Raw genomic sequence first — 21168 nt, 5'->3', positions numbered from 1 at the left:
ATGGGTTCCGTCATCAAGAAGCGTCGCAAGCGCATGGCGAAGAAGAAGCACCGCAAGCTTCTTCGCAAGACGCGCCACCAGCGTCGCAACAAGAAGTAGTCGCACCGCGACCACTGGCTGAGCGCCGGGCCCTCGGGCTTGGCGCTTTTTGCTGCCCGCGTCCGGCCGCGACGTACGATCGAACTATGGCCCGCGACATCCGCCTCACGCTCATCGGCAAGCCCGGCTGCCACCTCTGCGACGATGCCCGCGACGTCGTGCAGGGCGTCATCGCCGAGATCGAAACGACGGATGCCTCGCGCCGCATGCTCCTCGAAGAGCTGAGCATCCTCGACGACGAGGCGCTGCGCGATCGCTACGCCGAGGAGATCCCGGTGCTGCTCATCGACGACGAGGTGCACAACTACTGGCGCATCGACCCGGTGCGGCTGAAGGCAGCGCTGCTCGCCTGAGTGCTGGCTGCGGTGCTATATGTCGCGGGCGCAGCGGAAGCCGATGTGCGTCGTCGCCGTGTCATCGGCCTGGGGCGAGCGCGCCGACGGCCGGTAGCGCAGACAGTAGTCGGGCGAGCAGAGGTGCGACCCGCCCTTGAGCACGCGGCGCGGGATGCGTGAGCCCGGCTCAGCCGATGCGGCCGCGAGCAGGTTGGGGCGGGCCTCGGCGTCGACCGCGACCGTGCCCGGCGGCACATGCCGCTCGGCGTAGTAGTCGGTCGTCCACTCCCAGACGTTGCCCGTGACATCGAAGAGCCCGAAGCCGTTCGCCGGGAACGTCATCACGGGTGACGTGCCCACCCACCCGGCGGCGCCGGTGTTGCGGTACGGGAACGACCCCTGCCATCGGTTGACCATGAGCTTCCCGTCAGGGAACTCGTCGTCGCCCCACGCGAACCGCGCACCCTCGAGGCCGCCGCGGGCGGCGAACTCGAACTCGGCTTCGGTGGGCAGCCGCTTGCCGGCCCAGGAGGCGTACGCCGAGGCATCCTCGAAGCTCACCTGCACGACCGGGTGGGTCGCCTTGTCGTCGACGGATGACCCGGGCCCGAACGGCGCCCGCCAGCTCGCGTCCGCGCCCCACCTCCACCACTGGCGCCAGTCGCGCAGGTCGACGGGGCCCGGGGTCGGGGTGAAGACGAGTCCGCCCGGAACGAGCTCGGCGGGGTCGGCGCCCGGGAAGTCGGCCGGATCGAGCGGGCGCTCGGCGACCGTGACGTAGCCCGTGGCCTCGACGAACGCGGCGAACTGCTCGTTCGTCACCGGATGCAGGTCGAACTCGAACGCGTCGACGGAGCGCTCGTGCACGGGCGTCTCGTCGGCGTAGAACTCGTCGGAGCCCATGCGGAACGTGCCGCCCTCGATGCGGACCATTCGCGTCGTCTCGACTGTCACCCTCCGAGCCTACGGCCAGCGCCCCGCCCCCGCCCCCACCCTGCCCCCGCCCTGCCTCTCGCTCCCTCGGCCCCGCGCCCCGCGCAGTGATGTCGCCCGAATCGTCCTCAACTCTGCGGAGTGCGAACACTTTGCGCAACATCGCGTCGGGGTGGCGGTCAGGACGGGGTGGCGGTGGGGTGGCGGTGAGGTGGCGGGGTGGGGCAGACGAGTCGTGCACAGGGTGCGGGTGGGCGGATGTCTCCACAGATCACTCGCGGTCGGGCGCGAGGCGCCTCCGCCGGTCGAACCTGATCGGATGAGACCGCACTTGCCGCTGCCGAACGGGTTCGCGCAGCGGGCGTTCACCACATACGAGGCCCTCGCCGAGGGCGTCGGCGCCGGACGATTGCGCGGCCGCGACCTCACCCGTCCGTTCCATGGGGTCCGCTCGGCCGCAGCCTTGCTCGACCTCGAGGCGCGGTGCCGAGCCAAGATGCTCACGATGCGCCCCGGCCAGGTATTCAGCCACGCCACCGCATGTCGGCTCTTCGGCATCGTCGTGCCTTCGAGTCATGAGGTGGACGAGTTGGATGTCGCGGCGTTCGCACCGAGACCGATGCCTCGCGGTCGCGGGGTTCGGGGACATCGTCTCGGCGCGGGAGGCACCTGTGTCGGAACCTGGCGCGGGTTGCCGATCGTCTCGCCCGAGGACGCCTGGTGCCAGCTCGCCGCGACGGCGACAGTCCGTGATCTCGTCGTTGCCGGTGACTCGTTGCTTCGCAGGCATGAGCCACTGTCGACGCCGAAACGGCTACGTGCTGCGGTGGAGCGCCATGCGGGTCGCCGTGGGCACCGTGTGCTGGTCACCGCACTCGCGGCAGTGCGCGCCGGCACCGATTCGCCGGAGGAGACGCGGCTGCGACTCGATCTCGTCGAGTACGGTCTGCCCGAACCGATCGTCAACCTGCCGATCTTCGACGAGTCGGGTCGGCTGTGCGCCTACGGCGACACGGCGTACCCCGAATACAAGGTGCTCGCCGAGTACGACGGCGAGCATCATCGCACCGAAGACCGTCAGTACGCTCGCGACGTCGATCGGCTCGACGACCTGGCGCGACTCGGGTGGCGAGTCATCCGTTTCACGAAGCGACACCGCGGTCGAGCGCGCACGTTGCACCTCGACCGGGTGCGCCAAGCGCTCATCGCGCGTGGCTGGCCCGGCGCCGCGTCGTGATGTCGCACGAATCGTCGGCATCTTCCGGCGTTGCGAGCACTTTGCGCGACATCAGCGAGAGGCGCGGCCGGAGGACGGGCGGGGCGGGGGCGCGCGGGGCGGGCCGGAGGACGGGCGGGGCGGGGCGCGCGGCGCGGGGGCGCGCGGGGCGGGGGCGCGCGACCTACGGCAGCAGGCGCGTCGGGCCGCGGAACAGGTACGTCGTCTCGCGGATCGAGTGCTCGTTCAGCATGAGCATCAGCACGCGGGCGAGGCCCATGCCGAATCCGCCGTGCGGGGGCACGCCGTAGCGGAAGAAGTCGAGGTAGAACTCGAGCTCTTCGGGGTCGAGCCCCTTCTCGCGAGCCTGCTCGACGAGCACGTCGATGCGGTGCTCGCGCTGCGCGCCCGTCGAGATCTCGACCCCGTTGTAGATGAGGTCGTACGAGTTCGTGAGGGTCAGGTCTTCAGGGTGGCGCATGTGGTAGAACGGCCGCAGGCTGATGTCCCAGTCGGTGAGGAACACGAAGTCGTGGCCGAGGGCCTCGCGCACGTGCGCCGAGATCTGACGCTCGCCCTCGGGGTCGATGTCGGCGTCGTCGCGCGGGATGACGTAGCCGCGGTCGGCGACGATCTGCTTCGCCTCGCGAAGCGGGATGCGCGGGAACGGCAGCGTGGGCACCTCGAGTTCAATGCCGAACAGCTCGGCGATCTCGGCGCCGTGCTTCTGCTTCACCGCGGTGAACCCGGCGACGAGCAGCTCTTCATGCATCTTCATGACGTCTTCGTGCGACTCGACCCAGCTCACCTCGGCGTCGATCGACGTGAACTCGGTGGCGTGCCGCGACGTGAACGAGGGGTCGGCACGGAACGCGGGGCCGACCTCGAACACCTTGCCGAAGCCGGCGGGCTGCGCCATCTGCTTGAAGAACTGCGGGCTCTGCGCGAGGTACGCGGTGCCCTCGAAGTAGCCGACCTCGAAGAGCTCGGCACGCGACTCGCTCGCCGAAGCCATGAGCTTCGGCGTCTGGATCTCGACGAAGTCGTTCTCGACCCAGTACGTGCGCAGCGCGTGCAGGAACGTCGTCTGGATGCGGAAGATCAGGTTCTGCTTCGGGTGACGCAGGTCGAGGAACCGCCAGTCCATGCGCTTGTCGAGGCTGGAGTCGGCGGCGATCGGCGTCTCGGGGTGCGCCTCGGCGACCACGTCGAGCGTGCCGATCTTCACCTCGATGCCGCCGAGCTTCACGCGCTCGTCGTGCTTGAGGTCGCCGGTGACGCGGATGAACGAACCGTGCGCGAGCGCCGAGATCGCCTCGGTCGTCGCCAGGCGAGCGGATGCCTCGGCGTCGGCGTTCTCGTCGACCTCGCGGGTCGCGGGGTTCACGAGCTGCACGGCACCCGACTCGTCACGGAGGATGACGAACTGCACCTTCTTCTGATCGCGCACCGTCTCGACCCATCCGGACACGGTGACGGGGCCGTCGGGAAGCGCGGCGAGGTTCTTGACGAGGGTGCGGTTGTTCACGATCGACCATCCTACTCGGGGGGTCACCCGCCACCCGCTGGTTGAGGAGCGACGAAGGAGCGTCTCGAAACCCGTGGGTTGAGGAGCGCCCACGGAGGAGGGACGCGTCTCGAAACCTCAACGTTCGTGCGGCGGGTTTCGAGACGGTCGCTGCGCTCCCTCCTCAACCCGCTCTCACTCGGCGGATTCAAAGGGAATGGCTCTCTAGACTGGAACCCGTGCCGGCCGAGCAGATCCATCTCGTGCGCCATGGCGAGGTGTTCAACCCCCAGGGCGTGCTCTACGGTCGGCTGCCGGGCTACGGCCTCAGCGACCTCGGCCGCATGATGGCGAAGGCCGCCGCCGACGACCTCGTGGCGCGCGGGCGCCCGGTCGCTGCGCTGATCTCATCGCCGTTACAGCGCACCCAGCAGTCGGCCGAGCCGGTCGCCGCGGCGTTCGAGCTCGAGCCGACCCTCGACGACCGGGTGATCGAGCCCACCAACCGGTTCGAGGGCAAGCGTATGCGCGGCCCCGGAGGTGCGCTTCGCGACATCCGCAACTGGGGTCTGCTCGTGAACCCGTGGGAACCGAGCTGGGGCGAGCCGTTCCGGTCGATCGCCGACCGCATGATGGCCGCGATCGAGGATGCCTGGTCGTCGATCGACGGGGGCGATGTCGTGATCGTCAGCCACCAGCTGCCGATCTGGATGGTGCATCGGCACCTCGCCGACAGGCCGCTGTCGCACGATCCTCGGCGCCGGCGGTGCGCGCTGTCGAGCATCACGACGCTCGAGCTGTCGTCGGTGACCGGCTCGGCGAGCGGTCGGCGGTTCGCCGAGGTCGGCTACGCGAATCCCGCGGCGGGACTCGCCGCGCAGGCGACAGATGTGGGAGCGGTGTGATGGGCGTTCGTCGGTCGAGTAGGCTCGCCGGGGCCGTATCGAGACCTCGTGACGGCGACGGGTCTCGATACGCTCGCTTCGCTCGCTACTCGACCGGCGTCATCGCAGTGGCCCTGCTGCTCACGGGCTGCACGAGCGACCCGCTCGCCGAGCAGTTCCGCGAGGGAAGTGGCAAGAACTACATCGCGGGCGACGGCACGATCTCGGTGTACGCGGCCGAGGACCGCGGCGAGCCGATCGAGTTCGCGGGTGAGACCGTCGAGGGCGGCTCCTATGATTCGGCGGATGTCGCGGGGCAGGTGCAGGTCGTCAACTTCTGGTACGCGGGGTGCGCGCCGTGCCGCGTCGAGGCGCCGATCCTCGAGGAGGTCTACGAGGGCACCGCTCGCGACGAGGTGAGCTTCGTCGGGGTGAACGTGCGCGATCAGGCGGGCACCGCGGCGTCGTTCGAGGAGGACTACGGCGTGACGTATCCGTCGATCCTCGATGTCAATGAGGGTGCGGTGCAGCTCGCGTTCGCCGGCCCGGTGCCACCGGCGGCGGTGCCGACCACGATCGTGCTCGACCAGGAGGGCCGGGTCGCGGCACGCGTGCTCGGCCAGCTCGAAGAGGCGTCGATCCTCGACTCGATCATCTCCGACCTGCTCGACGAGCAGGCGTAGCGTGGACGGCGTCGGCGAGGTCGTGCTCAGCGGGCAGTTGCTCGCTGCGGTACCGATCGCGCTCGCCGCGGGCCTCATCTCGTTCCTCTCGCCGTGCGTACTGCCGCTCGTGCCCGGCTACCTCGGGTTCCTCGGCGGGTTCACGGATGCCTCGGCCGACGCCGCGGTGGAGCGCCGCAACCGTCGGCGACTGCTGCTCGGGGTGCTGCTCTTCATCGGCGGGTTCACCGTCGTGTTCGTCGCGTTCAACCTCGTTGCCGGGGTGGCGGGGGCGTGGCTGCTGCAGTACACCGACATCATCATCCGCTTCGCCGGCGTGCTGCTCATCGTGATGGGCCTCGTCTTCATCGGGCAGTTCAGCTTCCTGCAGCGCACGTTCAAGCCGAGCTGGCGACCCGCGACCGGGCTCGCCGGCGCCCCGCTGCTCGGCGTCGTGTTCGGCATCGGCTGGACGCCGTGCATCGGCCCGACCCTTGCGGTCGTGCTCGCCCTCAGCGCCGACTCGGCATCGGCCGGGCGCGGCGTGCTGCTGGGGCTCGTCTACTGCATCGGCCTCGGCATCCCGTTCCTGCTCGTGGCCGCCGGCTTCGGATGGGTGACCGGGTCGCTGACGTTCCTGCGCCGACACATCCGCATCGTGAACCTCGTGGGCGGAGCGCTGCTCATCCTCATCGGCGTGTTCATGGTGACGGGAATCTGGAGCATCTGGATGTACGAACTGCAGGCGGTGATCACGGGCTTTGACCTCCCGATCTGATCCTGGTGCGCCCTCGCGCCCCGCCGACCACATCGACTCGACCGAACAGGTCGGCGGCGAGGCATCCGTCACCCAGCCCAAGCTGGGCTTCGTCGGCTGGATGCGGTTCGGGTGGCGGCAGCTCACGAGCATGCGCACCGCGCTGCTGCTGCTGTTGCTGCTCGCGATCGCGGCGGTGCCGGGCTCCCTCGTGCCGCAACGGTCGAGCGACCCCAACGGGGTCACGCAGTACTTCACCGACAACCCGACGCTGGCGCCCATTCTCGACGGCTTCCAGATGTTCGACGTCTACACATCGGCGTGGTTCTCGGCGGTGTACCTGCTGCTGTTCGTGTCGCTCATCGGCTGCGTCATCCCGCGAACGAAGCACCACCTCGAGGCGCTGCGGGCGCGGCCCCCGCGCACGCCCGCGCGACTGTCGCGGCTCGCGGGGTACACCGAGCGGCCGCTGATGGCATCGGATCTCGAGACGCGTGCTCCTTCGTCGCTCGCTCCTCGATCGGCGGAGGAGGCGATCGACGCCGCGGCCGTGCAACTGCGCAAGGCGGGCTACCGGGTCGAACGGTACGAGCTGCGGGGCGAGGCATCCGTCTCGGCCGAACGCGGGTACCTGCGTGAGACCGGCAACCTGGTGTTCCACACGGCACTGCTCGGCGTGCTCGTGGCGGTCGGCTTCGGTGGAGGATTCGGCTTCTCGGGCCAACGCGTGATCGTCGAGGGGCAGACGTTCGTCAACACGCTCGCGTCGTTCGACTCGTTCAATCCCGGCCGCTTCTTCAACGACACGTCGCTGCAGCCCTACCGCCTGTCGCTCGAGAGCCTCGACGCGGTGTACGAGACCAAGAATGCCGACGCGCTCGGGCAGCCGATCGACTTCACGGCGCATGTCACCGTCGCGGGCCAGGGGGCCGAGGCGCAGGACGCCCGGGTCAAGGTCAACGAGCCGCTCTACACGCACGGCACCGATGTCTACCTGCTCGGCAACGGCTACGCGCCGACGATCACGGTCACGAACGCCGACGGCGACGTGGTGTTCACCGACTCGGTGCCGTTCCTGCCGCAGGACGCGAACCTCACGTCGATCGGCGTTGTGAAGGTGCCCGACGGCATGCCCGAGCAGCTCGGCATGGTCGGCTTCTTCTACCCGACGCAGACGCAGCTCACCTCTGGCGCGTACACGTCGAGCTATCCCGACCTGATCCTGCCGGTGCTCACGCTCAACGTGTACGAGGGCGATCTCGGCATCGACGGCGGCACGCCCACCTCGGTGTACACGCTCGACCCCTCGGGCATGGAGCAGCTGACCGGCGGCGACACCGGAGTCGACTCGATCGAGCTGAAGCCGGGCGAGAGCGCCGAGCTGCCGAACGGGCTCGGCACGGTGACGTTCGAACACGCGGATCCCGATGCCGGCGAGGGCGACTACGCGCAGAGCGTGCCGCGCTTCGCGAGCTTCGACATCCACCACGACCCGACGCAGATCTGGGTGCTCGTGTTCGCGGCGCTCATCCTCGGAGGGCTGCTCGTGTCGCTGTTCGTGCCGCGCCGGCGCATGTGGGTCAAGGCCGCGAAGCGGCCCGACGGCACTGTGGTGCTCGAGTACGCCGGACTCGCCCGCGGCGAGGACCCCGGCCTCGAGGACGCCGTGACGGCGTTCGCCGACGCGCACGCGGGGCCGAAACCATCGTCGGTCGAGTAGGCCCGCCAGGGCCGTATCGAGACCTCGCAACGGGTCTCGATACGCTCCTTCGTCGCTACTCGACCGGCGACAATACCACTTCGACGTAAGGTAGAAAGGTGCAGATGACGCTCGACGAGATCTCGATCCTCAGCGTGTACTCGGCGATGGTCGTGTACGCGATCGCCTTCATCGCCTTCGCGATCGACCTCGCGAAGCGCGGCGCTGCGGTGACGGCGTCGGATGTCCCGGCTCGCGCCGAGGCGAAGGTCGCGGTCGGCGCCACCGCAGGTGGCAGGCCCTCGGCGCGCGGCGGTGCGGCTGCGGCGAAGGCCGGCGGCGAGGCATCCGATGGTGCCGTCTCCTACGGGCGTTCGCCCGCACTGCGCGTCGGCGTCGCGATGACGGTGCTCGCGTGGGCGCTGCACCTCGCAGCGACCGTGCTGCGCGGCTTCGCCGCCGGGCGCGTGCCGTGGGCCAACATGTACGAGTTCGCCCTCACGGGCACGCTCATCATCACGACGGTGTTCCTCGTGGTGCTGCTCGTCTCGAAGCACGACCTGCGGTTCCTCGGCACGTTCGTCACGGGGCTCGTGCTCGTGCTGCTCGGGGTCGCGACGATCAACTTCTACGTGAGCCCCATTCCGCTGCCGCCGGCGCTGCAGTCGGTGTGGCTCGTCATCCACGTGTTCGTGGCGTCGGCGTCGGTCGGGTTCTTCGCGCTCGGGTTCGCGCTCTCGGTCGTGCAGCTGCTGCAGGCACGGCGCGAGTCGCTCGCGGCCTCGGCGAAGGCGGCGAAGCTGACGTTCCTCGCGACGCTGCCGAGTGCCGCGACGCTCGAGAACCTCGCCTACCGCGTGAACATCATCGGCTTCATCCTCTGGACCTTCACGCTCATGGCCGGTGCGATCTGGGCCGAGAAGGCGTGGGGCCGCTACTGGGGCTGGGATACGAAGGAGGTGTGGACCTTCATCATCTGGGTGGTCTACGCCGGGTACATCCATGCGCGCGCGACCCGCGGCTGGCGCGGCTCGCGGTCGGCCTGGCTCTCGATCATCGGCTTCTCGACGGTGCTGTTCAACTTCACGGTCGTCAACCTGTTCTTCAAGGGACTGCACGCGTACTCGGGGCTGTGAGCGCCTGAGGGGCGCGGCGCCCCACCACGTCGAGTGTTTCCGTTTGCACCGAGTGTTTCCGCGGGAACGGCCACACTCGGTGCAAACGGAAACACTGGGCGCCGGGGGAGGAGTCGTCCCTCAGGGCGTGCTCGGTTGCAGCACCGGCCACGCGCGGGCATGCTCGCTCTATGAGCAGGGACCTGCTCGAACGCGAACCCGAGCTCGCCGGACTCCGCGCCGCCGCCCGTGAGGCGACGGCGGGCCACGGGCGCGTCGTCCTGTTGCACGGCGAAGCGGGCATCGGCAAGACGAGCCTCGCGAATGCGTTGCGTTCGAGTCCGCCCGACGGGGCCCGGGTGCTCATCGGGTCGTGCGACGCCATGTCGACGCCGCGAACGCTCGGGCCGCTGCGCGACCTCGCCTCGTCGGTCGGACCCCGGTTGGGCGAGGCGCTTCGCGCGGGCGACCGCGAGGGGGTCTTCGACGCACTCCGTGACGAACTCGCTGCGACGCGGGGCACGGTACTGATCGTGGAGGACACGCACTGGGCCGACGAGGCCACCCTGGACGTCCTCCGCTTCCTGGCACGGCGCATCGCCGACCTGCCCGCGGTGCTCGTGCTCACGTACCGCGACGAGCTCGACCGCGACCACCCGCTGGGCCGTCTCCTCGGCGACCTCGGCCACGGCGACCGCGTCGAGCGCATCGCGCTGCGTCGACTGTCGGCCGATGCGGTCGGCGCGCTGACGGCGGGGAGCGGGCTGGACGCCGATCGGGTCTACGCCATGACCGACGGGAATCCGTACTTCGTGAGCGAGCTCGTCGCATCGGCCGACGCAGTGCGCGTTCCGCCGACCGTGGTCGATGCCGTGACCGGGCGCCTGCGCAGGCTCGACGCCGTGACGCAGGATCATGTCGAGCAGCTCGCCGTCGTGCCCTCGGCGGTCGACCGCGACCTGCTCGCCCGGCTCGTGCCCGGGTCGGAGAGAGCGCTCCGCCCTGCTGAGGAGGGCGGCCTGCTCGCTGTCAGCCCCGACGGGGTGCGGTTCCGCCACGAGCTGACCCGGCGCGCGGTCGTGGACGCGCTGCCCGCATCGCGCCGCATCGAACTCGAACGCCGCGTGCTCGCCGAGCTGCTCGCGACCGGCGTCGCCGACCCGGCGCGGCTCGTGCACCACGCGATCGCTGCAGGCGACGTCGACGCCGTCGTGGAGTGGGCACCGCGCGCGGCGCGGGATGCCGCGGCATCGGGGGCGCATCGGCAGGCCGCCGCCCACTACCGGGCGGCCCGCGAGTTCGCCGACCGCTACGAGCCGGCCGAGGCGGCCGACCTGCTCGAGGAGTCCGCCATCGAGTCGTACACGATCGGCGCGCCGCACGATGCCGTGCTCGTGCAATCCGAGTCCATCGCGTTGCGGCGGCGGCTCGGCGACGCCCGCAGGCTCGGAGCGAGCCTGCGGTGGCTCTCGCGCTTCCAGTGGTTCGACGGACGCCGTGCCGACGCCGAGGCCTCGGCGCACGAGGCATCCGCGGTGCTCGCCGAAGCGGGCGACCGGAGCCTGCACGCGATGGCCCTGAGCAACGAGGCCCAACTGGCCCTGCTCGCGCACGACTCGGAACGCGCAATCGAGCTCGCCGGCCGTGCGATCGCGATCGCGCGCGAGACGGGGGATCGCCGAGTGCTCTCGCATGCGCTGAACAACCACGGGACCGCGCTGATGTTCCGGGCCGACGATGCGGGCATCGCCGAACTGGAGGAGGCCGCCGACGTGGCGCTCGCTGCCGACGACATGGAGGACGCGGCGCGCGCCTACGTCAACCTCGTCTGGGCCCTCCTCGACCAGTACCGGCTCGACCTCGCCGAGCGCCACCTGGACCGCGCGTTGGAGCTCACGGAACGGGCGGAGTTCATCGGCTTCGTGATCTACCAGCGCATGGAGCAGGCCCGGCTCGAATTGGCACGGGCGCACTGGGACGACGCGCTCGCACTGGTCGAGGAGCTGCCCGAGCCGCCGCATTCCCGGTGCGTCGCGCTGACCGTCGCCGGAACGGTGCGAGTGCGCCGCGGCGACGACGGTGCCGGCGCAAACCTCGACGAGGCGGCTCGCCTCGCCGACGCGCTCGATGAGTTGCAGCGACGCGGACCGGTCGCCGCAGCCCGCGCGGAGGCGGCCCTGCTGCGCGGCGACCTCGCGGAGGCGCGCGCGATCGCCCGCCCGGAGTTCGACGAGGCCGACCGTCGCGTCGCCCGCTCGCTGCGCGCCGAACTGGCCTACGTGTTGCGCCGCGCCGGCGACGAGGTCGAGATCGCGACCGACGACACGCATCCGTTCGCGGTGCAGGCGCGCGGCGACTGGCGAGGCGCCGCAGATCTCTGGCGTGCAGCCGGATGTCCCTACCACGAGGCCGCGGCGCTCGCCGAGAGCCCCGATGCGGCAGACCTGCTCGACGCCCTCGGCATCCTCGACCGCCTCGGCGCGGCACCGCTCGCCCGCCGGGTCCGCGCCGAACTGCGCGAGCGCGGGGTGCGGAACATCCCGCGCGGCCCGTCGAGCCTGACGCGGCGGAATCCCGAGGGCCTGACCGACCGCCAGGTCGTCGTGCTGCGGCTGCTGGCCGAGGGGCTCACGAACGCCGAGATCGCCGACCGGCTTGTGGTCTCGGTGCGCACGGTCGACAGCCATGTCGCCGCGATCCTCACGAAGCTCGGGGTGTCGTCGCGTCGGGATGCGGTGCGCGCCGCGCGCGAGCTCGGGGTGCTCCGACCGCCGGTCGAGTAGCGCGAAGCGCGTATCGAGGTCCGCGGGCATGGTCTCGACACGGGCTTCGCTCCTCGACCGACAGTGTGATCTCGGTATTCCGGACGGATGATCTCGGTACCCCTCGCCGACGAGCCATCATGCCTCCTCGCGTACAACGGAGATGTGCTCGATGAACGAGCGCGAACGAACGAGATCGAGGGGCCATCATGAACAGCGCACTCATCGGAGCCGGGCACGTCACCGTCCGCCCGGTCGGCCGCGCCACGCTCGTCCAGCGCGTCTTCCGCCGCGCCGGGCTCGCGCTCGTCGCATGGAGCCGTGGGGCTGAGCGGCGGCACAGCCGCGAGCACCTGGCCGAGCGGTACGAGCGGCGGCTGACGGCGCAGCGGCTGCGCGAGGAGCGATTCCGTGCGGTGACGATCGCTCGACTGTTGTGACATCCGACCGCCCATCGTTGAATATTTAGGCATCCCTAAATATACTGGGAACGTCGAGGGAGACCACTCGGACGGAGGTCTTCATGGTCGAGTTCCCCAGTCGCCGCAACGTCCTGCTGGGCGCTGCAGCCGCTCTTCCCGCGGCCGTGCTCGGCACCGCTGTGGCCCCGTGGTCGCAGGACGGCGGGAATCACCACGGTGCCGATCACGACAGCGGGGGTGGCGGGCATGGAGCGGCCGGTTCCACGGAGGCGACCGCGACGAACCATGTCGGGCACGCGGGCTTCCCGACCGGCTCGGTGCCTCCGGGGCGGGCCGGGATCGACCCGACGGCCATCCTGCGCGACTTCGACACCGGCACCGTGAGCACGCTGCCGAGCGGACAGGTCCTGCGCGAGTGGCAGATCACGGCGATCGACCGTGACATCGAGATCGCGCCAGGGGTGATCTTCCCGGCCTGGACGTACAACGGGCGTATTCCGGGGCCGACGCTGTGGTGCCGCGAGGGCGACGCGCTGAGGATCGAGTTCACGAACGCGGGCCAGCACCCGCACACGATCCACTTCCACGGCATCCACACGGCCGAGATGGACGGAATGCCGGGCATCGGCGGTGGGTCGATCCTGCCGGGCACCTCGTTCACGTACGAGTTCGACGCCGCTCCGTTCGGCACGCATCTCTACCACTGCCACCAGTCGCCGCTGGCTCCGCACATCGCGAAGGGCCTGTACGGAGCGTTCATCATCGAGCCGAAGAGCGGGCGCGAACCGGCCGACGACGAGATGGTGATGGTGATGAACGGCTACAACACCGATGGCGGTGACGACAACGAGTTCTACTCGGTCAACGGCCTGCCGTTCCACTTCATGGACCATCCGGTGCAGGTGAAGCGCAACGCGCTCGTGCGCATCCACCTCATCAACGCACTCGAGTACGATCCGATCAACTCGTTCCATGTGCACGGCAACTTCTTCCACTACTACCCGACCGGCACGATGCTCACGCCGAGCGAGTACACCGACACCGTCTCGCAGATGCAGGGCCAGCGCGGCATCCTCGACATCCGCTTCCCCTACCCGGGCAAGTACATGTTCCACGCGCACAAGGTCGAGTTCGCCGAGCTCGGCTGGATGGGCTTCTTCGAGGTGACCGAGTGACGAACCCGACGAACGCACCTGACACGAACCCCCCGGGCACCACCGCGCAGCCGCACCACGGTGAATCGCCCGCGCGTCAAGTACCCCGGTGGCTGCTCGGAGTCGGCCCACTCGTGCTCATCGCCCTCCTGATCGGACTCTTCACCCTGCTGAACGCGCCCGGCATCACCGGGGGCGGCGGACGCGTGCCCGAGGAGGCCGTGGCGATCGAGAACGTCCGATTCGAGCCCGGCCGCATCATCCTCGCCGTCCGCAACGAAGGCGTCGACCCGGTGACCGTCGCGCAGGTGAACGTGTCGGACTACTTCGCACAGTTCACGCAGACCGCCGACGAGATGGCACCGCTCGAACCGAACACGATCACGGTCGACTACGACTGGGTGCAGGGCGACCCGTACGAGATCACCCTGCTCACCTCCGCCGGAGGCAAGGCCACCGCCGAGGTGGCCGCCGCGCCGAGCCCCGAGCGGGGTGCGCAGTTCTTCGGGCTGATGGTCTTGCTCGGGGTCTACGTCGGGGTCATCCCGATCGGCCTCGGCATGCTGTGGCTGCCGTTCGTGCGTCGTGCCTCGCGCGAATGGGTGCGAGGGCTGCTCGCGTTCACCGTGGGGCTGCTCGTGTACCTGACCGTCGATGCCGCACTCGAGGGGCTCGAGCTCGTCGCCGGCAGCGCCGCCTTCGGCGGGAGTCTCGTCGTGTTGCTCGGGGCGGTCATCGCGTATCTCGCGCTCGAGGGGATCGAGGGGCTGGCCGTGCGGCGGCGACGCGACCGAGGCGATGCGGGGGACAGCTCACCGCAGATGTTCGCGCTCCTGATCGCGATCGGAATCGGCCTGCACAACCTCGGCGAGGGCCTGGCCATCGGTTCCGCGTACGCGGTCGGGTCCCTCGCGCTCGGGGCGTCCTTGGTCATCGGGTTCGCCATTCACAACACCACCGAGGGCCTCGCGATCGTCACCCCTCTCGCTCGCACCCGCCCTCGACTCGGCCGCCTCGCGGTCCTCGGGCTCATCGCCGGCGCTCCGGCGATCCTCGGCGCGCTCGTCGGGGCATCCGTCAATCAGCCCACCCTCGCCGCCTTCCTGCTCGGCGTCGGCGCGGGCGCCGTTGCGCAGGTCGCGGTGAAGCTGCTCCCGCTGTTGCGCAGCGACACCGGCCGCGTCCTGACACCGCTGACGGTGTCGGGCATCATCGGCGGCGTCCTCTTCATGTTCCTCACGGGACTGCTCATCGTCGCCTGACGGACAGCGGTGTCCGTCATGTGATAGCGCTTCCAGCGGGGCGGTTGTCGAGTCCTGCGTGATCATGCAGGCTTCTCCCGCCATGAGAGTCAGCAACGCCCAAAGTTGTAAACGCTTGCATTAACCCGCCCGCCGCTGCTACCTTCGCGATCAGTGTCGGAGGCACGGAGTCGTGCCGGGAATCGGGAGTCAAGGATGACAGCACGCGCGCGCGCTCGCAGTTGGTTCGCACTGGTGGTCTCGGGGGCGCTCGCCGCGTCGGCCCTGATCGTGATTCCGGGCCTTGCGGCCGCGGCCGAGGAGCCGCGTACGTTCGCGCTCGTCGGCAGCCTGCAGCAGGAGCTGGGTTGCTCGGGCGACTGGCAGCCCGAATGCGCCGAGAGCGAGCTCATCGCGACGGGCACGCCGGGCGTCTACGCCGCCGAGTTCACGGTGCCCGCGGGCAGCTACGAGTACAAGGTCGCCGTCAACGACACGTGGGACGAGTCGTACGGCCTGGACGGCGGCGGTGACAACATCCCGCTGACGGTCGCGGGCGACACTCCGGTGCGCGTCGTGTTCGACGACAACCTCAAGCGCGTCGGCCTCGAGGCGGCCCCGGGCGCGCTGCGCGGCGCCTACGACGAGGCATCCGACGCCGCAATCGTCGCCGACCCGGTGCGCCAGCCCGGCAGCGACGAGGTGTTCTACTTCGTCATGACCGACCGCTTCGCGAACGGCGACCCCGCCAACGACGAGGGCGGGCTCACAGGCGACCGGCTCACGACGGGCTTCGACCCCGCTGACAAGGGCTTCTACAACGGCGGCGACCTCGCGGGCCTGCGCGCACAGCTCGACTACATCGACGGACTCGGCACCACGGCGATCTGGCTCACCCCGAGCTTCAAGAATCGCCCCGTGCAGGGCGAGGGCGCGAACGCGAGCGCCGGGTACCACGGGTACTGGATCACCGACTTCACGCAGATCGATCCGCACCTCGGCACGAACGCCGAGCTCGAGGCGCTCATCGCCGAAGCGCACGCCAAGGGCATCAAGGTCTACTTCGACATCATCACCAACCACACCGCCGACGTGATCGACTACGAGGAGGGCCAGTACTCGTACATCGACCAGGCCACGAGCCCCTACACCGATGCCGCAGGCACGGCGTTCAAGCCGGGCGACTACGCGAGTGCCGAGGCCGGCGCCGACTTCCCCGCGCTCGACGCGGCGACGAGCTTCCCCTACACGCCGACGGTGACCGCCGCCGACGCTGACGTCAAGGTGCCGGCCTGGCTCAACGACCCGACGCTGTACCACAACCGCGGGGACTCGACGTGGGAGGGCGAGTCGGTCACGTTCGGCGACTTCGTCGGCCTCGACGACCTCATGACCGAGCACCCGACCGTGGTGAACGGCTTCGTCGACGTGTACCAGCAGTGGATCGACCTCGGCATCGACGGCTTCCGCATCGACACCGCCAAGCACGTGAACTTCGAGTTCTGGGAGCAGTGGTCGACCGAGGTGCTCGACTACGCCCACGAGGCGGGCAAGCCCGACTTCTTCATGTTCGGCGAGGTGTACGACGCCGACCCGGTGAAGCTGAGCCCCTACGTGCGCAAGACCGACATGAACTCGGTGCTCGACTTCACGTTCCAGTCGCAGACCGTGAGCTTCGCAGCCGGCAACTCGGCGAAGAACCTGCAGTCCCTGTTCGCGGGCGACGACTACTACACGACGCCCGACTCGTCGGCCACGGCGCTGCCCACGTTCCTCGGCAACCACGACATGGGTCGCGTCGGCTACTTCCTGAAATCGACGGATGCCCCGTTGCAGCGTGATGAGCTCGCCCACGAGCTGCTCTTCCTCACGCGCGGCCAGCCCGTGGTGTACTACGGCGACGAGCAGGGCTTCGCGGGAAACGGCGGAGACAAGGACGCGCGGCAGACCCTCTTCGCGAGCGACGTCGCCGACTACCAGAACCAGCAGCTCGTCACGGGCGAGACTGCGGGCAGCGTCGACCGCTTCGGCACCGACGCCCCGCTCTACGAGCACATCGCCGCCCTCGCGGACCTCCGCGCCGCGCACCCCGCGCTCGCCACGGGCGCCCAGATCGAGCGCTACGTCGACAACGGCGCGGGCGTCTACGCGTTCAGCCGTGTCGACCGCACCGAGCAGGTCGAGTACGTCGTCGCCGCGAACAACTCGAACGCCGCGAAGACCGTCGAGGTCCCGACGCTCACGAAGGGCGGCGTGTTCGCGCCGCTGTACGGCACCGACGGCCCCGGCCTGACGGCCGATGCCGAGGGCGTGGCATCCGTCACCGTGCCGGCACTGGGCGCGGTCGTGCTGAAGGCCGACCGTGCGGTGAGCGCCCCCGACGCGGCATCCGACATCACGGTCGCGGTGCCCGCCGCGGGCGCCGGCGTGACCGGTGTCGCGCCCGTCGCCGCCGGCGTCGCCGACGACACGTGGCAGGAGACGAGCTTCGCCTGGCGCGTCGCCGGTGCGACGGGCGACGACGCCTGGCACGCGCTGGGCACCGCCGAAGACACGAGCCCTCGCGTGTTCCACGACACCGCCGGCCTCGCGAACGGCACCCTGGTCGAGTACCGCGCGGTGTCGACCGACGCCGCCGGCAACCGCTCGGCGGCGAGCACCTACGCGAGCGTCGGCAACGCCGTGAACCTCGTCGAGGAGGAGGAGCCAGAGCAGCCGATCGACCTCGTGACGGTGCCCGGATCGCACAACTCCGAGATGGGCTGCGCGGGCGACTGGGCTCCCGGCTGCGAGGTCGCGAAGCTCACGCTGCGTGCCGACGGCATCTACTCGGGCACGTTCACCCTGCCCGCCGGCGAGTACGAGTACAAGGTCGCGCTCAACGGCAGCTGGGACGTGAACTACGGCGCGAACGGCGAGCAGAACGGCGGCAACATCACGTACTCGACCGACGGCACGAAGTCGGTCACGTTCTACTGGAACCTGAAGACCAAGGTGGTCTCGTCGACCGCCGAGGGTCCCACGGTGACGCTGCCCGGCAGCTTCCAGCAAGAGGTCGGATGCCCCGGCGACTGGCAGCCCGAATGCCTCGCGTCGCTCATGCAGGACGGCGACAAGGACGGCGTCTACACCTGGTCGACGTCGTCCATTCCCGACGGCGCATATGAGGTGAAGGTCGCGCACGGCGGCTCGTGGGACGAGAACTACGGCGTCGGCGGTGCACCCGGCGGGGCGAACTACACGTTCACCGCGACCGCGGGCAAGCTCGTCGAGTTCCGCTACACGATCGCGACGCACGTGCTCGAGATCATCGTCACCGACCCGCCGCTCGCGGGCTCGGGCCAGTCGCGGGCGCACTGGGTGAGCGAGGACACGCTCGCCTGGCCGGCCGAATTGCTCGGCGGCGCTTCCGCCGCCGACACGACCTGGACGCTCGAGCACTCGGCGGACGCATCGCTCGCGGTGAGCGACGGCGCCGTCACGGGCGGCGGCGACGCCGTCGAGCTCGCCTACGACCCCGCCGGGCTCAGCGACGCGCAGCTCGCGACGTTCCCGCAGCTCGAGGGCTTCGTCGCCCTGCACCCCGTGGATGTCGACCGCGCGGCGGTGGCGAAGCTTCTCACCGAGCAGGTCGCGGTCGCGCAGCGGTCGGTCCCTGAGCCTGCCGAAGGGTCGACTGGCTCGACCGGCGAGGGTGACCTGACCGCGTTCACCGGCGTGCAGATCCCGGGCGTGCTCGACGACCTCTACGCCGACGCGGTGTCATCCGTACCGCTCGGCGTCGCGTGGGACGGCGAGGCCGTGACCCTCACGCTGTGGGCGCCGACTGCGCAGTCGGTGTCGCTCGAGAAGTGGAGCCCGGGCGAGGCCGGCGACCCCCAGGTCATCGACGCGGCATTCGACGCCGCCGACGGCACCTGGAGCGTCGACGGGCTCGCCGCGGGCGACGAATACCGCTGGTCGCTCGACGTGTACGCGCCGACGACCGGCGCCATCGAGACGAACTCGGTGACCGACCCGTACTCGATCGCGCTCACGACGAACTCGGCACGCTCGGTGGTCGTCGACCTCGACGACCCGTCGATCACGCCCGAGCAGTGGGCGCAGACGCCCGCGCCCGTCGTCGAGCGCCCGGTCGACCGGGCGATCTACGAGCTGCACGTGCGCGACTTCTCGATCACCGACGAGTCGGTGCCCGAGGCCGAGCGCGGCACCTACCGTGCCTTCACGCGCGACTCGGCCGGCACCGCCCAGCTCGAGCAGCTCGCCGAGGCGGGCATCAACACCGTGCACCTGCTGCCGACGTTCGACATCGCGACGATCGAAGAGGACCGGGCCGCGCAGGCGACCCCCGAGTGCGATCTCGCGTCGTTCGGGCCGGCGTCACCCGAGCAGCAGGCCTGCCTCGAGTCGATCCGCGACCTCGACGGCTTCAACTGGGGCTACGACCCGTTCCACTTCCAGGCGCCCGAGGGCTCCTACGCGGTGGACCCGAACGGAGCCGCCCGCGTGGGCGAGTTCCGCGAGATGGTCGGCGCGCTCCACGCGACGGGCCTTCAAGTCGTGCTCGACGAGGTCTACAACCACACCGCGGCATCTGGTCAGGGTGCGAAGTCGGTGCTCGACCGGATCGTGCCCGGCTACTACCAGCGACTGAACGCTGTGGGTAACGTCGAGACCTCGACGTGCTGCCAGAACATCGCCACCGAGCACGAGGTCGCGCAGAAGCTCATGGTCGACTCCGTCGTGCTGTGGGCGAAGGAGTACAAGGTCGACGGCTTCCGCTTCGACCTCATGGGGCACCACTCGAAGGCGAACATGCTCGCGGTGCGTGCCGCGCTCGACGAGCTCACGCTCGAGGACGACGGCGTCGACGGGTCATCCGTCTACCTGTACGGCGAAGGCTGGAACTTCGGCGAGGTCGCGAACAACGCACTGTTCGAGCAGGCCACCCAGGGCCAGCTCGGCGGCACCGGCATCGGCACGTTCAGCGACCGGCTGCGCGACGCCGTGCACGGCGGCAGCCCGGTCGCCGCGGACACGAAGTTCGATCAGGGCTTCGGCACGGGCCTCGGCACCGACCCGAACGCCTACGCCGACGGCACGCCCGAAGAGCAGCTCGCCGACCTCGCGCACCAGACCGATCTGGTGAAGCTCGGCCTCGCGGGCAACCTGCGCGCGTACGAGTTGACGGATGCCTCGGGCGAGGTCGTCCGCGGCGACGAGCTCGACTACCGTGGCTCGCCGGCCGGCTACGCCGACCAGCCCGAGGAGATCATCACCTATGTCGACGCGCATGACAACGAGACGCTGTACGACCACGGGGTGCTCAAGCTTCCGGCCGACACGTCGATGGCCGACCGCGTGCGCATGAACACGCTGTCGCTCGCAACGACCGCGTTCGCGCAGACGCCCTCGTTCTGGCACGCCGGCACCGAGCTGCTGCGATCGAAGTCGCTCGACCGGAACAGTTACAACTCGGGCGACTGGTTCAACCGCATCGACTGGACCGGCCAGGAGTCGACCTTCGGCTCGGGCCTGCCGAACCAGGCCGACAACGGGGACTTCTGGGACGAGATGGCGCCGCTCCTCGCCGACCCCGACCTGAAGCCCGGAGCTGCGGACATCGCCGCGGCCGAGGCATCCGCCCTCGACCTGCTCCGCGTGCGCGGCGAGGTCGACCTGCTTCAGCTCGGCTCGGCGGAGCTCATCGACCAGAAGGTGACCTTCCCGAACAGCGGCGCCGACGCGACGCCGGGGCTCATCACGATGCTCATCGACGACCTCGTGGGCGACGACGTCGACCCCGAGCTCGAGGGTGCGCTCGTCGTGTTCAACGCCTCGCCCGACGCGATCACCGAGCAGGTCGAGGGCCTCGCAGGCCGCACGTTCGAACTTGCCGACGCGCTGGCGAACGGCTCCGACGAGGTCGTGAAGACGACGGCATGGGATGTCGCATCCGGGACACTCACCGTGCCGGCGCGCACCGCGGCCGTGCTGGTCGACGAGCAGCCGCCGCCCGCGGTCGCGACCGTCACCGTGGCCGCGCCGAACAAGCTGGTCGCGAAGGCCGGCTCGGGCGTGCACGTCTTCGGATCGGTCGTCGCGCTCGACGGCAGCACGCCGGTCGGCACGATCACCGTGCTCGAGGGCGACACCGTGCTGGCGACCGCGAAGGTCACCGCCGACGCGGCGGGCGTGTTCAAGGTCAAGCTGCCGAAGCTGCCGGCGGGCGTGCACCTGATCCGCACGACGTTCGACGGCGGCGACGGGTACGCCGACTCCGCCTCGATGCCGGTGCCGCTCATCCTCTGGTAGCGGCTGAGAGGTCGGTCGAGTAGGTCGCGAAGCGACCGTATCGAGACCCCGCAGTTCTCGTGCA

General features: G+C 69.9%; 15 protein-coding genes. 13 read left to right on the top strand and 2 right to left on the bottom strand.

What is annotated here, in order from left to right:
- Positions 1 to 99, top strand: a complete 99-nt coding sequence (locus tag LQ757_RS14620) for a 30S ribosomal protein bS22 (RefSeq protein ID WP_003792170.1) — start codon at positions 1 to 3, stop codon at positions 97 to 99.
- Between the two features lie 86 nt (positions 100 to 185).
- On the top strand, positions 186 to 452 hold the full coding sequence (locus LQ757_RS14615; protein ID WP_231047977.1) for a glutaredoxin family protein: 267 nt from the start codon (positions 186 to 188) through the stop codon (positions 450 to 452).
- A gap of 15 nt (positions 453 to 467) precedes the next feature.
- On the opposite strand, the gene LQ757_RS14610 is transcribed toward LQ757_RS14615, so the two are convergent.
- Positions 468 to 1367 carry a formylglycine-generating enzyme family protein gene (locus LQ757_RS14610; protein ID WP_231048193.1) on the bottom strand — a complete coding sequence of 300 codons (900 nt, stop codon included), beginning with the start codon at positions 1365 to 1367 and terminating at the stop codon, positions 468 to 470.
- Between the two features lie 319 nt (positions 1368 to 1686).
- Here LQ757_RS14610 and LQ757_RS14605 point away from each other — a divergent pair, with 319 nt between their 5' ends.
- A complete protein-coding gene (locus LQ757_RS14605) occupies positions 1687 to 2604 on the top strand; it encodes a putative endonuclease domain-containing protein (protein ID WP_231047976.1) in 918 nt (305 codons plus the stop codon).
- A gap of 163 nt (positions 2605 to 2767) precedes the next feature.
- Here the strand turns inward: LQ757_RS14605 and aspS are convergent, their stop codons facing one another.
- On the bottom strand, positions 2768 to 4111 hold the full coding sequence (gene aspS, locus LQ757_RS14600; protein WP_231047975.1) for an aspartate--tRNA(Asn) ligase: 1344 nt from the start codon (positions 4109 to 4111) through the stop codon (positions 2768 to 2770).
- A 218-nt stretch (positions 4112 to 4329) separates the two neighbouring features.
- On the opposite strand from aspS, the gene LQ757_RS14595 reads away from it, so the two are divergent.
- From LQ757_RS14595 to pulA, 10 genes are all read left to right on the top strand, one after another.
- The gene (locus tag LQ757_RS14595) at positions 4330 to 4995 is read left to right on the top strand and encodes a histidine phosphatase family protein (RefSeq protein WP_231047974.1); all 666 of its coding nucleotides are present in this window, start codon (positions 4330 to 4332) and stop codon (positions 4993 to 4995) included.
- Positions 4995 to 5657, top strand: a complete 663-nt coding sequence (locus tag LQ757_RS14590; RefSeq protein WP_255681416.1) for a TlpA family protein disulfide reductase — start codon at positions 4995 to 4997, stop codon at positions 5655 to 5657. Before LQ757_RS14595 ends, LQ757_RS14590 begins: the two co-directional genes overlap by 1 nt.
- Before the next feature lies 1 nt (position 5658).
- Complete coding sequence (locus tag LQ757_RS14585) at positions 5659 to 6414, top strand: cytochrome c biogenesis CcdA family protein (protein WP_231047972.1); 756 nt, start codon at positions 5659 to 5661, stop codon at positions 6412 to 6414.
- The gene (resB, locus tag LQ757_RS14580) at positions 6398 to 8113 is read left to right on the top strand and encodes a cytochrome c biogenesis protein ResB (protein ID WP_231047971.1); all 1716 of its coding nucleotides are present in this window, start codon (positions 6398 to 6400) and stop codon (positions 8111 to 8113) included. Before LQ757_RS14585 ends, resB begins: the two co-directional genes overlap by 17 nt.
- A gap of 104 nt (positions 8114 to 8217) precedes the next feature.
- Complete coding sequence (ccsB, locus tag LQ757_RS14575; RefSeq protein WP_231047970.1) at positions 8218 to 9228, top strand: c-type cytochrome biogenesis protein CcsB; 1011 nt, start codon at positions 8218 to 8220, stop codon at positions 9226 to 9228.
- A gap of 170 nt (positions 9229 to 9398) precedes the next feature.
- The gene (locus tag LQ757_RS14570; protein ID WP_231047969.1) at positions 9399 to 11990 is read left to right on the top strand and encodes an ATP-binding protein; all 2592 of its coding nucleotides are present in this window, start codon (positions 9399 to 9401) and stop codon (positions 11988 to 11990) included.
- A gap of 188 nt (positions 11991 to 12178) precedes the next feature.
- Positions 12179 to 12409, top strand: a complete 231-nt coding sequence (locus LQ757_RS14565; RefSeq protein WP_231047968.1) for a hypothetical protein — start codon at positions 12179 to 12181, stop codon at positions 12407 to 12409.
- Positions 12410 to 12492: 83 nt separating this feature from the next.
- Positions 12493 to 13566 carry a multicopper oxidase domain-containing protein gene (locus LQ757_RS14560; protein ID WP_231047967.1) on the top strand — a complete coding sequence of 358 codons (1074 nt, stop codon included), beginning with the start codon at positions 12493 to 12495 and terminating at the stop codon, positions 13564 to 13566.
- Positions 13563 to 14807, top strand: coding sequence for a ZIP family metal transporter (locus tag LQ757_RS19450; protein WP_231047966.1), 1245 nt, complete (start codon positions 13563 to 13565; stop codon positions 14805 to 14807). The genes LQ757_RS14560 and LQ757_RS19450 overlap by 4 nt, the downstream gene beginning before the upstream one ends.
- 195 nt (positions 14808 to 15002) lie before the next feature.
- Positions 15003 to 21104, top strand: coding sequence for a pullulanase-type alpha-1,6-glucosidase (gene pulA, locus LQ757_RS14550; protein WP_231047965.1), 6102 nt, complete (start codon positions 15003 to 15005; stop codon positions 21102 to 21104).
- Positions 21105 to 21168 lie beyond the last annotated feature (64 nt).

It is taken from the genome of Agromyces cavernae, assembly GCF_021044935.1.
Taxonomy (GTDB): domain Bacteria; phylum Actinomycetota; class Actinomycetes; order Actinomycetales; family Microbacteriaceae; genus Agromyces; species Agromyces cavernae.
This window is presented reverse-complemented; position numbering and strand designations above follow the sequence as displayed.

Coding starts and splice junctions, on each gene's coding strand:
- LQ757_RS14590 (WP_255681416.1), top strand. CDS start 4,995: ATGGGCGTTCGTCGGTCGAGTAGGCTCGCCGGGGCCGTATCGAGACCT.
- LQ757_RS14570 (WP_231047969.1), top strand. CDS start 9,399: ATGAGCAGGGACCTGCTCGAACGCGAACCCGAGCTCGCCGGACTCCGC.
- LQ757_RS14565 (WP_231047968.1), top strand. CDS start 12,179: ATGAACAGCGCACTCATCGGAGCCGGGCACGTCACCGTCCGCCCGGTC.
- LQ757_RS14560 (WP_231047967.1), top strand. CDS start 12,493: ATGGTCGAGTTCCCCAGTCGCCGCAACGTCCTGCTGGGCGCTGCAGCC.
- LQ757_RS14620 (WP_003792170.1), top strand. CDS start 1: ATGGGTTCCGTCATCAAGAAGCGTCGCAAGCGCATGGCGAAGAAGAAG.
- ccsB (WP_231047970.1), top strand. CDS start 8,218: ATGACGCTCGACGAGATCTCGATCCTCAGCGTGTACTCGGCGATGGTC.
- LQ757_RS14605 (WP_231047976.1), top strand. CDS start 1,687: ATGAGACCGCACTTGCCGCTGCCGAACGGGTTCGCGCAGCGGGCGTTC.
- pulA (WP_231047965.1), top strand. CDS start 15,003: ATGACAGCACGCGCGCGCGCTCGCAGTTGGTTCGCACTGGTGGTCTCG.
- LQ757_RS14610 (WP_231048193.1), bottom strand. CDS start 1,367: ATGGTCCGCATCGAGGGCGGCACGTTCCGCATGGGCTCCGACGAGTTC.
- LQ757_RS14615 (WP_231047977.1), top strand. CDS start 186: ATGGCCCGCGACATCCGCCTCACGCTCATCGGCAAGCCCGGCTGCCAC.